The sequence below is a fragment of the Amycolatopsis alba DSM 44262 genome, assembly GCF_000384215.1.
Classification (GTDB): domain Bacteria; phylum Actinomycetota; class Actinomycetes; order Mycobacteriales; family Pseudonocardiaceae; genus Amycolatopsis; species Amycolatopsis alba.
On sequence record NZ_KB913032.1, the window covers coordinates 2,823,366 to 2,834,964 of the forward strand.

The window sequence follows — 11,599 nt, forward strand, 5'->3', positions numbered from 1 at the left end:
AACGGTCCGTTCCTTGCGAATTCTGCAAGGTACGGACCGTTCACAGCATCTGCGGGACCGAAGAATCGTGCCGCGCGGTCGCCGAGAGCATGGCCGTCAGCTGATCGACCAGCCAGCTGTCGAGCACCTCGCGAGGCACGGCGCGCTCCTGCAGCCAGCTCAGCAGCGCGCCTTCGACCACGGCGGTCCAGCACCGCAACGTCAGCAGCAGCATCGGCGAGGGCTCCGGCACCGCCAGTGCGCCGAGGATGAGTTCGACGGCGCGATTGCGGACCTCGTCGATCGCCGCGTCCGTCTCCGAGGTCGCGATCACCGAACCGCTGCGCAACAGGGCGACATAACCCGCGCGGTAGTGGTCGGCGACGTCGATCAGCCCGCGGACGGCGGCCCGCAGCCGGGTTTCGGGCGGGCCCTCTTCCAGTCCGGCAAGGCCGTCGATGAGCCCTTCGGTGACCGTCTTCAGCGCCTCGACCTGAAGTTCCCGCAGGCTGGAGAAGTACCGGTAGAACAGCGGCCGCGAAACCTCGGCGCGGGCGATGATGTCGTCCACCGTGACGAGTTCGGGCGCGCGCGAGCCGAACAGGTCCAGCGCGGCCCGGATCAGATCCTCACGGCGCGCTTGGGGCGACATCCGGCGAGGACGTCTGGCGGAGGTCACGGGGTGACGTCCAGTTTCGCCGCGGCCCGCAGCAGTCCGGGGGTGAGCCGGGAAAGCACCAGCGCGGCCTTGGCCTCCGGGGTCGACGGCTGGATCGCCTTGTCCTTCTCGACCGCGCGCAGGATGTCGCGGGCGACCCTCTCCGGGCCGAAGCCGCGTTTCGCGTACAGCTTGCTGCTCGACTTCTGGCGCCGCTTCTGCTCGACGTCGTCGACGCCGACGAACCGTGTGGTGCTGGTGATGTTGGTGTTCACGATGCCGGGGCAGATCGCGGTGACGCCGATGTTCTCGGCGGCGAGCTCCGCGCGCAGGCACACGCTCAGCGTCAGCACGGCGGATTTCGTGGTGGCGTACGCGGAAAGGATCTTCGACGGCAGGTACGCGGCGGCCGACGCGACGTTGACGATCTGGCCGCCTTCGGCCCGCTCCCGCATCTGCTCGGCGAAGACGCGGCAGCCGTGGATGACACCCCACAGGTTCACGTCGATGAGGCGTTCCCAGTCCTTGACCGTCGTGTCGAGGAACGGGCCGGACAGGCCGATCCCCGCGTTGTTGATGACGATGTCCGGGACGCCGAACTCTTCCTTGACCTGCTGGGCGAACTTCTCGACCGCTTCGGCGTCGGATGAGTCCACTGTGTACTCGCCGACGGTGACACCCTTGTCCCGCAGTAGCTTCGCGGTGTCCGCGGCGGCAGTGCCGTTGATGTCGGTGATGACGAGATCGGCGCCCCTGTCCGCGAACGCGAGAGCCGTCGCGCGGCCGATCCCGCTGCCCGCGCCGGTGATCAGGACGAGCTTGTGCGCGAAACCGCCCTCACGGGCTTGCTTGAGCGCACGGCTCTCCTCGCCACCTTCGACGTGATCGATCAGCTCGGCCGTGGCTGTCGCGATCACCTGCGGCTTCTCGCGGACCACCCAGTGCGTGCCGACGATCCGGCGGACGCGCAGATCCGGCGCCCAGCGCTCGATCTCGGTCTGCAGCGGTGTCGTGACGAACTTGTCCCCGGTGGGCGCGAGCACCTGGACCGGGATTTCGGCGTTGCGCGGCTTCGGCCGGGAGAGCCGGGTGAACATGTTGGCACGGTAGAGGTTGAGCCCGAAAAGGCCATCCGAAGTGGATGGTGCGGCGGCCGCGGGATCCATCCGGCCGATCAGCGCGCCCATCGCCCCGGTACGCCACAGCAGCTGCGGGATCAGCGGGATCTGGAAGCCGAGGATGTACGTCGAGTGCGCCCCCTGCGCGAGCGCGTTCTTGAGCCGTTTGGGGCTCGGGCGCAGCTGAGCGCGGAACCACGCGCCGGCGTGGTCGAGGCTGGGACCGGAGATCGACGTGAACGACGCGAGCCGTCCGCGCAGCCTGTCCCCGGTGACGGAATGCCAGGTCTGGATGGAGCCCCAGTCGTGCGCGAGCAGGTGGACCTTGCCTTCGGGCTGGACCTCGTCGACGACCGCGGCGAGGTCATCGGACAACTGGTCCAGTTTGTAGGACCTTCGTCCCGAAGGCTTGTCCGAGCGGCCCGCGCCGCGGACGTCGTAGACGACGACCCGGAAACGTCGCTCCAGCAGGGCGGCGACACCGTCCCACATGGACCCGTTGTCCGGGTAACCGTGGACGAGCACCACCGTCGGCGCGTCGTCGACACCGGTCACCCGGACCGAGAGGCGGACACCGTCGCTGGCCGTCACCCACGTATGAGACATAATGTCATGTTAGACAACATGTCAATAAGGCCGTTTTTTCAGCAGCGCGCGGCCGACCGTCCACACGGTGTCGATCACCAGGACGAAGGTCCAGATGCGACCGAGGTTCAGCAGCCAGTGACCACTCCAGTTCCAATACCAACCGGCTTCGTGCGCTTCGCCGAACAAGGCTTCGACGGGCCAGCTGTAGCCGGCCATCGCCAGCGCCACCTGCGCGAGGACGTACACCGCGACATGGATCGTCCAGTTCCGGAGCGGATTCGCCCGCCTGTTCGCCTCCTCCGTCACCGATTCGGCCGCTTGCAGACTCTCCCCGACCGTGCCGAGTGCCGGTTTTTCCTTCTGTGACGGCGTTTTCGCTTGTTCCACGGGAAACTCCGCAACTCCGACACGCCGTACGGCGCCACGAACCACGAACGATCCGAAGAGCAGGAGCGCCGCCGCGCCGAAGCAGGCGACGCGCCAGCCGGCGTCCGAGCCGTAGAGCTGCCCCGCCAGGAAGGCCCCGATCGTCGCTCCGAGTAACGCCGCGCTCTCGTAGATCCCCATCGCCCGGCCGAGGCTCAGCCCGGCCGCCTCGGCGACCACCGCCTGCTCCACCGGGATGGCCGCCGCGAACGCCACGGCGGACAAGACCCACATCACCGCGAGCACCACCGGACTCGGCGCGAAGGACAGCCCGGCGGCGAAGATCGCGCTCGCGACCATCGCCAGCGAGAGCACCCGCGTCCGGCCGACCTTGCGGACGAAGCCGTGCAGGTAGTCCGGTAGCAAGCTGTACACGATGAAGCCGGGGATGAACACCGCGGCGATCTCGCCGAGCTCCAGCCGATACCCGCGTTGCAGATGCATCAGGAGCAACAGGGCGACCCCGGCCTCGGCCATCGCGGTCAACGCGACGAGCGCGAGCATCGGGCGCATCCGTTTGCCCAGCTGCAGCAGCCGTGGCGCGCCCTCTTCGCGCACCGGCGCGGATTTCGCGCTCAGCAGGACCACCGCGGCCACCACGCAGGCCGCGGCGCCGAGCCAGAACACGCCCCGGTAGTCGATCCAGGCGATCGCGGTCAGCCCGACCACGAACGCGATCCACGTACCGCCGCCCTCGGCCGCGAACAGCTTGCTGAACGAGCCGTCGTCCCTCGCGAGCCCTTCCCCCACCCGAGCCCGCAAGGCGACCCAGAACAGCGCGCCACCCGCGCCGCCGAGAACCGCTGCGAGGTAAGCGACCCCGATGCCCGGCGTCACCGCGTAGACCACAAAGGACAGTCCATAGAGGACCGCGCCGGCGGCGGCGATCCGGCCACGGTCGAACCGGTCCGCGAGCGAGCCCGCGATCGGCCGGACCACGAACGACACCAGCGTCTCGAGCGCGGTCAGCGCCCCGACCTCGGCGGCCGACGCGCCGAGCTGGCTCCCCACCCACAACGGCAGGAGGAAATCGAGAACCTCCGCCGGCCCCCTGGTCAGCGCGGCGGCAAGCTGGTTCTCCTCCGCCCGCTTCTTTTGCACCACTTCATCCACCCCAGTACCCCCCTTTTTCGGATACGATCGTATTCTAAAGAGGCCAGTCGGGCAAGGAGGCCTGGCAGGTGGGTTGACGGTGTTGCGAAAGTGGCTTTCGCAACCTCCGAAGCGACCACCTGCGCCGACCGGGGCGACGCGGAGGAGGATGCTGCCGTGCCGAAGATCGTGGACCGCGCCGAGCGCCGCCGGGAGATCGCCGGCGCCCTCCTGCGCATCGTCGCGCGCGAAGGCGTCGAGGCCGTGAGTGTGCGCTCGGTCGCCGCGGAGGCGGGCGTTTCCGGCGGCGCGGTGCAGAAGTACTTCTCCACCAAGGAAGACCTGTTCCGTTTCGCCCTCGACATGACGAGCGAGTTCCTGGAGCAGCGCTGGAAGACCCTCGACCAGTCCGGGAATCTGCTGGACCTGTTGCTGCGGCTGCTGGTCGAGGCGATGCCGCTCGACGAACAGCGCCGCGCGGAGGTGATCGTCATCAACGCCTTCACCGCCCGCGCCGCCGTCCTGCCGTCGTGGGCCGAGTTCATCCGCACCGGTTACGACGAACTCGCGGAGATCACGGCGCAGTACCTCTCGAAAGCGCAGTCGGCGGGCGATGTCCGCGACGACCTCGCGGCAGGTGACCTGGCCGACGCCGTCCTCGCCCTGACCGACGGCTTCGCCAACCGGATGCTCACCTCCGCGGACCCGGCCGCCCTCTTACCCTCCCTCGAAGCCTCTGTCCGCACGCTGCTCGCCCCACGCGTTCAGTCCTCTGGATGCGGGAGGCGGTGACGCCGGTGTCCACCGATCGGTTGACAGCCGGGTTCAGTCCTGCGGACGTCCCGCGCACCCCGCCCCGCGCAGCACGATCGACGTATGAAGACAGCGGTGAAAGTGCGCGGCCTGCGCAAGGAGTACCCCGGCCACACGGCCGTCGGGGGCATCGACCTCGACATCGAACAGGGTGAGGTGTTCGCGCTGCTCGGCCCCAACGGCGCGGGCAAGACGACGACGGTCGAGATCCTGGAGGGCCACCGCAGGCGGACGTCCGGCGAGGTCGACGTCCTCGGCGAGGACCCCGGAACGGCGGGCCGGGCCTGGCGGGCGCGGCTGGGGATCGTGTTGCAGACGGCCAACGACGCCGCCGAGCTCACCGTCGCCGAGACCGTCCGGCACTACGCCCGCTACTACCCGAATCCGCGTGACGCCGAAGAAGTGATCGAGAAGGTCGGCCTGACCGAGAAGGCGGGTGCGCGCGTCAAGAGTCTTTCCGGCGGGCAGCGGCGTCGGGTGGACGTCGCGCTCGGGATCATCGGGCGGCCCGAGCTGGTCTTCCTCGACGAGCCCACGACGGGGTTCGATCCGGCGGCCCGGCGCCAGTTCTGGGAGCTGATCAGGAGCCTCGCCCAGGAAGGCACCACGATCCTGCTCACCACGCACTACCTCGACGAGGCCGAGGCACTGGCGGACCGCGTCGCCGTCATCACGCGCGGCGCGATCGTCGCCGAGGGGACGCCGCAGACGCTGGGCGGCCGCGCGACCGCGGAGGCCACGGTCCGCTGGACCGACGAGCGCGGCAGCCACCAGGAACGCACCCACTTCCCCGCCAAGCTCATCCGGGAGCTCTCCGCCGACGGCCACGAGCCGTCGGAGCTGACCGTGCACCGGCCCACCCTCGAAGAGACCTACCTCGACCTGATCGGAGAAACCCGATGACCACGCTGACCACCACGGGCAAACTCCCCGGCACCCTGTCGATGGGCCTGATCCGGGGCGCCGCCGAACTCCGTCAGTTCTTCCGCATCAGGGAACAGGTGATCTTCACCTTCGCCTTCCCGTCCCTGCTGATGATCCTGCTCGGCTCGATGCTGAACTCCTCGATGCCGGGTATGACGATCACCACCGGGCAGGTGCTGGCCGCGGGCATGATCGGGTCCGGCATCGTCTCGACGTCGTTCAACAGCATCGGCATCGGCCTCGCGTCGGACCGTGAGGCCGGGGCGCTGAAACGCCTGCGCGGCACGCCGATGCCCGCCGCGTCCTACTTCATCGGCAAGATCATCCTGGTCGGTGTTTCGAGCGTCGCCCAGGTGGTGCTGATGACGATCGTCGGCAGTCTGCTCTTCGACCTCGAACTGCCAACGGACCCGATGAAGCTGCTGACCGCGCTGTGGGTCTTCCTGCTCGCCATCACCTGCTGCACGCTCCTGGGCGTCGCGCTCGGCTCGGTGACCAAATCGGTCAGCGGAGCGGTGGCGGTGGCCAACCTGCTCTACATCGCGCTGCAGTTCATCTCCGGGGTGTTCGTCACGCCGATCACCAACCTGCCGAAGGTTATGGTCGACATCGCTTCGTTCTTCCCGGTGAAGTGGATTTGCCAGGGCTTCCGCTCGGTGTTCCTGCCGTCCGAAGCCGCGACACAGGAAATGGCGGGGACATGGGAACTTCCGATGGTGGCACTGGTGCTGACGGCGTGGTGCGTCGCGGGTCTGCTGCTGGCGAAGCTGACGTTCCGCTGGTCGAACGACGGCAGGTGAACGCCTGGGAGCGGCTGTTCTGGCTCTGGGAGGTCCTTTTCGGGATCACCTTCGCCGCCACGACGGCCCTGATCCTCATCGGGGACGACGCCGCCGCCGACAAGACGGTCGCGATCCTGTGCCTGGCCGGTGTCGGGGTCACGTACCTGGTCCGTGGGCGCGGCCTGATCAAAGGCCCGGACCGCGAGGACACCCCGTGGCGGTTCGTCGGAGTCCTGATGCTCCTGCTGGCGGCGGCCATCTTCGCCACCACCACCTCGAGTTTCATCCTGTTCTTCGCCTGCCCCGTGCTCTACATGACGCTGTCGACGAAAACGGCGTCGATCCTCACCACGGTCGCGGTGCTGCTGGGGCCGGTGTCGTCGATCGTCCGAGGTGGCCTCGACCAGCCCGCGCTGCGCATCCTGGTGCCGATGACGGCGATCCTGATCATCTTCAGCCTGCTGGCCGGGCGCTACACCACGCAGATCATCGAGCAGAGCAAGGCGCGGGCCGCGCTGATCGACCAGCTGAAAGCCAGTCAGGCGGAGGTTTCCCGGCTCTCGCGGGAGGCGGGGACGGCCGCCGAACGCGAGCGCATGGCCCGCGAGATCCACGACACGCTCGCGCAGGGTTTCACCAGTATCGTCACGCTCACCCAGGCCATCGAGTCCGAAATGGACACCGACCCGAAGGCGGCCCGGCGCCACCTGGAACTGGCGGCTCGGACGGCGCGGGAGAACCTGACCGAGGCGCGGGCGATGGTCGCGGCGCAGGGGCCGTCGGCGCTCGCCTCCGACTCCCTGGACGACGCCCTGCGGCGGCTGGTCGAACGGCTGGCCGAGGAGGCCGGGATCGAGACGTCGATCGAGGTCGACGGCCCGCTGCCCGCGCTGCCGATGGCCACCGAAGTGGTCCTGCTGCGAGGAGCGCAGGAGGCACTGAGCAACATCCGCAAACACTCCCGCGCCACCAGGGTCTCGCTCCGGCTGTCCGTTGTGGACGGACGGGTCCGGCTCGGCGTGACCGACGACGGCGCCGGATTCGACCCCGCCGCACCTACCGGCGGCTTCGGCCTGGCGGGGATGCGGACGCGGGCGGATCAGGTCGGTGGCATCGTGACGTGCAAGAGCGAACCCGGTGCGGGGACGACGCTGGAACTGGAGGTGCCCGCGTGATCACGATCATGCTGGTCGACGATCACCCCGTGGTGCGGGAAGGCCTGCGCGGCATGCTGGAGGCCGAACCGGATCTGAGTGTCATCGGGGAAGCGGGTTCCGGCGACGAAGCCGTGGCGCTGAGCCGGGTCAAGCAGCCGGACGTGATCCTGATGGATCTGCGGATGCCCGGTCTCGACGGCGTCGGCGCGACCAGGAAGATCCTCGCGGACCGGCCGGATCAGCGGGTCGTCGTGCTCACCACCTACGAGACGGACGCGGACATCCTGCGCGCGGTCGAGGCGGGGGCCTCCGGCTACCTGTTGAAGGACGCTTCGCGCACAGAGCTGGCCGGTGCGATCAGGGCGGCGTCACGCGGCGAGACGGTCTTGGCGCCTTCGGTCGCCGGAAAACTGGTGAACCGGGTGCGCAACCCGACGGCGTCGCCGTTGTCGGCGCGCGAGATCGAGGTGCTCCGGCTGGTGGCGAGCGGAAGCACGAACGCCGACATCGGGCGGGCGCTCCACATCAGCGAGGCGACGGTCAAGACCCACCTGCTCCGGACGTTCGGGAAACTGGACGTTTCGGACCGCACGGCCGCTGTGACCACCGCTATGCGACTGGGCCTGCTCGGGTAGGCAGAATGCTGGCCATGCTTGCCACGACCGAATTGGCGCTGCTTCGCCGCCTCGCGCACGAGCAATCCTCGTGCCGCGCCCCGTCCCTTGTCGCCGCCGTCGTCCGCGACGGTGAACTCGTCTGGTCCGGAGGGCGCGGACGCGTCGACGGTGAGACACCCGGCGCCGACACGCAGTACCGGCTCGGATCGATCACCAAGACACTCGTCGCGACGGCCGTCATGCGCCTGCGCGACGAGGGCAAGCTCGACCTCAACGACCCGCTCGAAAAGCACCTGCCGGGCACCGCGTTCGGCTCGGCCACCATCGCGCAGCTGCTCTCGCACACCTCGGGCCTGACCGCGGAATCGCCCGGTTCCTGGTGGGAGCGCACGGTGGGCGCCGACTGGGACGCGCTCGTCGAGAGCCTCAAGGACGGCGCGACGCGGCTGCGGCCCGGCAGCAAGTTCCACTACAGCAACGTCGGCTACGGGGTGCTCGGCGAACTGGTCGCCCGGCACCGCGGCCAGTCGTGGCTCGACGTCGTCCGCGCCGAGATCCTCGGCCCGCTCGGCATGACGCGGACCTCGCCGCATCCGGAAGGCGCGCACGCGAGCGGGTTCGCCGTGCACCCGTTCGCCGACCTCCTCATGCCGGAGCCTTCGCCGGACGCGGGCGCGATGGCGCCCGCCGGGCAGCTGTGGTCGACGATCACCGACCTCGCCCGCTGGACGGCGTTCATCGGCGGCCACACCGGCGGCGTGCTGAGCGAGCAGACCGTCGCGGAGATGCGCGAAATGGTCACCGTGGACGACGGCGACGCCTGGACCACCGGCTTCGGCCTCGGCGTCATGCTGGTCCGCACCGACGGCAGGCGGCTGGCCGGGCACACCGGGTCGATGCCGGGCTTCCTCGCCTGCTCGCTGGTCGACGCGAACGCCGGGATCGGCGCGCTGGTGCTGACGAACTCGACGGCGGGCGTCGGCATCACGCAGCTCTGCCTCGACCTGATGAACCTGACCGAACAGCACGAACCGTCGATGCCCGCGGAATGGGTTCCGTCCACTGTGGACCCGAAGCTGCTGGAGCTGACCGGGCTGTGGCACTGGGGCCCGACGCCGTACCACCTGCGGCTGCTCCCGGACGGCCTGTTCTCGCTCGCGCCGTCCGACGGCGCCGGCCGCGCCTCGCGATTCGCACCGGTCGGCGAAGACACCTGGGTCGGCCTCGACGCCTACTACGCGGGCGAAACGCTGCGGGTCGGACGGGACTCGGCCGGGAAGCCGAACCACCTCGACCTCGCGACGTTCATCTTCTCGCGGACGCCGTTCGATCCGGCCGCGCCGATCCCCGGCGGTGTCGACCCCGACGGCTGGCGCTAGCGGAAGCGGAAGGCGGCGGTCGTGAACTCGCGACCGCCGTCGGCGCACACCAGGACATCGCCGTAGTGGGCGTCACCGACGACCCACATCCGGCGCGGTCCGCGCAGGGACTCGGCGAGTTCGTCCGGGCAGTCCTCGATGACGAACTTCGCCGGGTCGCCCTCGATCACGGCCCATCCGCGCGGGGTCCCGGCGTCCGGGTCCAGCGTGGCGGTGGCCAGCGTCCAAGGTCCGAACACGACGTCGAGGACACCTTCGCGGCGCCGGATCGTGAGCCGCAGCGCCGTCCACCACTGGCGGGTCTTCGGCGAGGAGATCTCCCCCGGCTCGTCCCCGTGCACCCAGCGCGGCAGGCCGGGGACGAACACGAGCACCAGCGTCGCCACGAAACCGACGATCGCGCCGATGGTGGCCGTGTCGTCCCAGTCGCCGAAGATCCAGTGCACGACGAACACGAGGAAGTACAGGAACAGGAAGCCCCAGCGCGGGCCCCACGGATCGGGCATCAGGCAGCGGGGGTGTGCCCGACGGTGGTACCGACGGCCGCGATGAACTTGCGGGCGATGCGCTTGCCCTCGCCCCAGTCGACGAAGCCGAACTTGAGGCTCGTCTGGATCGCCAGCCCGGAGCCCTCCGGCGTCCGCTCGACCTTCACCGTGACCGTCTGCCCGTAGCTGAAGAGGCCCATGCCGGTGGAGAAGGTGACGTAGCCCGCGGCCGCGTCGTAGAAGGGGTTCTTCCCCTTGACCGCGGTGACCCCGCTCTGGAGGGCCTGCCACAACGCCTCAGGGGGCATGGGGAATCGTTCGTGCACTGTCGCCATGAGGCGAGAAGCTACCCGGCGGTCGGCGAGAGCGGGAGCGCGTTCCCGATTCCCATATACCGGACACCCGGCACCGACTGTCAGCAGGCCCGTCCCGACCTGAGAGACTGGGCGCATGACCGACGCACCTGAGTTGACCCTCCCCGCGGACCTGAAGCCTGCCGATGGCCGCTTCGGCTGCGGACCGTCCAAGGTCCGTGACGAACAGCTCGCCAACCTGGCGAAATCCGGTGCCACCTACCTCGGCACCTCGCACCGGCAGAAGCCGGTGAAGTCCCTCGTCGGCCGCGTGCGCGCCGGTCTGTCCGAATTGTTCTCGCTGCCCGAAGGCTACGAAGTGGTCCTCGGCAACGGCGGGACGACCGCATTCTGGGACGCCGCCGCGTTCGGGCTCGTGCGGGAGCGTTCGCAGCACTTCACCTACGGCGAGTTCTCCTCGAAGTTCGCCACGGTGACCAAGGGCGCCCCGTTCCTCGCCGACCCGATCGTCGTGAAGTCCGACCCCGGCAGCGCGCCCGAGATCGCCTACGAAGCCGGTGCCGACCTGGTCGGCTGGGCCCACAACGAGACCTCGACCGGTGTCGCGGTGCCGGTCCGCCGCCCTGAAGGCAGTGACGGCGCGCTCGTCGCCATCGACGCCACCTCGGGTGCGGGCGGTCTGCCGGTCAAGGCCGAGGACTTCGACGTCTACTACTTCGCGCCCCAGAAGTCCTTCGCCTCCGACGGTGGCCTCTGGATCGCGCTGGCCTCGCCCGCCGCTGTCGAGCGCATCGGCGAGATCGGCGCGAGCGACCGCTGGATCCCCGAGTTCCTGTCGCTGACCACCGCGCTCGACAACTCCCGCAAGGACCAGACGTACAACACCCCGGCGGTGTCGACGCTGTTCCTGCTGGCCGACCAGATCGAGTGGATGAACTCCAACGGCGGTCTGGAGTGGACGACCGCGCGCACGCGCGACTCGTCGACCCGGCTGTACGAATGGGCCGAGAAGACCTCGTACACGACGCCGTTCGTCAGCGACCCGTCGCTGCGTTCGCAGGTCGTCGGCACCATCGACTTCGCCGACGAGGTGGACGCCGCCGCGGTGGCGAAGGTGCTGCGCACCAACGGGATCGTCGACACCGAGCCGTACCGGAAGCTCGGCCGCAACCAGCTGCGCGTCGGCCTGTTCCCGGCCATCGACCCGGACGACATCACGAAGCTGACCCAGAGCATCGAGTACGTCGTCGAGCGCCTGGGCTGA

At 69.2% G+C, this 11,599-nt stretch carries 12 protein-coding genes; 7 read left to right on the top strand and 5 right to left on the bottom strand.

The features are described 5' to 3' along the window. Positions 1-40 precede the first annotated feature (40 nt). Genes AMYAL_RS0113225 through AMYAL_RS0113235 form a run of 3 tightly spaced genes read right to left on the bottom strand, consistent with a single transcriptional unit; the run spans position 41 to position 3,873 of the window. Positions 41-631 carry a TetR/AcrR family transcriptional regulator gene (locus AMYAL_RS0113225; protein WP_020631786.1) on the bottom strand — a complete coding sequence of 197 codons (591 nt, stop codon included), beginning with the start codon at positions 629-631 and terminating at the stop codon, positions 41-43. 23 nt (positions 632-654) lie between these two features. Next, the gene (locus tag AMYAL_RS0113230) at positions 655-2,346 is read right to left on the bottom strand and encodes an SDR family oxidoreductase (RefSeq protein ID WP_020631787.1); all 1,692 of its coding nucleotides are present in this window, start codon (positions 2,344-2,346) and stop codon (positions 655-657) included. Positions 2,347-2,382: 36 nt separating this feature from the next. Beyond that, entirely contained in the window at positions 2,383-3,873 is a 1,491-nt protein-coding gene (locus AMYAL_RS0113235; protein WP_245192906.1) for an MFS transporter, read from the bottom strand. Positions 3,874-3,972: 99 nt separating this feature from the next. Here AMYAL_RS0113235 and AMYAL_RS0113240 point away from each other — a divergent pair, with 99 nt between their 5' ends. The 6 genes from AMYAL_RS0113240 to AMYAL_RS0113265 all read left to right on the top strand — a co-directional run bounded on the left by AMYAL_RS0113240 (position 3,973) and on the right by AMYAL_RS0113265 (position 9,533). Further along, the gene (locus tag AMYAL_RS0113240) at positions 3,973-4,653 is read left to right on the top strand and encodes a TetR/AcrR family transcriptional regulator (protein ID WP_020631789.1); all 681 of its coding nucleotides are present in this window, start codon (positions 3,973-3,975) and stop codon (positions 4,651-4,653) included. A gap of 96 nt (positions 4,654-4,749) precedes the next feature. Next, complete coding sequence (locus AMYAL_RS0113245) at positions 4,750-5,577, top strand: ABC transporter ATP-binding protein (protein ID WP_020631790.1); 828 nt, start codon at positions 4,750-4,752, stop codon at positions 5,575-5,577. Further along, positions 5,574-6,398 carry an ABC transporter permease gene (locus AMYAL_RS0113250; RefSeq protein WP_020631791.1) on the top strand — a complete coding sequence of 275 codons (825 nt, stop codon included), beginning with the start codon at positions 5,574-5,576 and terminating at the stop codon, positions 6,396-6,398. Before AMYAL_RS0113245 ends, AMYAL_RS0113250 begins: the two co-directional genes overlap by 4 nt. Further along, a complete protein-coding gene (locus AMYAL_RS0113255; protein ID WP_020631792.1) occupies positions 6,395-7,555 on the top strand; it encodes a sensor histidine kinase in 1,161 nt (386 codons plus the stop codon). The genes AMYAL_RS0113250 and AMYAL_RS0113255 overlap by 4 nt, the downstream gene beginning before the upstream one ends. Beyond that, positions 7,552-8,172: a response regulator gene (locus tag AMYAL_RS0113260; RefSeq protein ID WP_020631793.1), complete on the top strand. Its 621-nt coding sequence runs from the start codon at positions 7,552-7,554 to the stop codon at positions 8,170-8,172. Before AMYAL_RS0113255 ends, AMYAL_RS0113260 begins: the two co-directional genes overlap by 4 nt. Positions 8,173-8,186: 14 nt before the next feature. After that, entirely contained in the window at positions 8,187-9,533 is a 1,347-nt protein-coding gene (locus tag AMYAL_RS0113265) for a serine hydrolase domain-containing protein (RefSeq protein WP_026467031.1), read from the top strand. Here the strand turns inward: AMYAL_RS0113265 and AMYAL_RS0113270 are convergent. Next, positions 9,530-10,039 (bottom strand): hypothetical protein, encoded by a 510-nt coding sequence (locus AMYAL_RS0113270; RefSeq protein WP_020631795.1) that lies wholly within the window; start codon positions 10,037-10,039, stop codon positions 9,530-9,532. The two genes, AMYAL_RS0113265 and AMYAL_RS0113270, sit on opposite strands and share 4 nt — an antisense overlap. Next, entirely contained in the window at positions 10,039-10,356 is a 318-nt protein-coding gene (locus AMYAL_RS0113275) for a hypothetical protein (RefSeq protein ID WP_020631796.1), read from the bottom strand. The genes AMYAL_RS0113270 and AMYAL_RS0113275 overlap by 1 nt, the downstream gene beginning before the upstream one ends. Positions 10,357-10,471: 115 nt before the next feature. Here AMYAL_RS0113275 and serC point away from each other — a divergent pair, with 115 nt between their 5' ends. Then, positions 10,472-11,599 (top strand): phosphoserine transaminase, encoded by a 1,128-nt coding sequence (serC, locus tag AMYAL_RS0113280; protein ID WP_020631797.1) that lies wholly within the window; start codon positions 10,472-10,474, stop codon positions 11,597-11,599.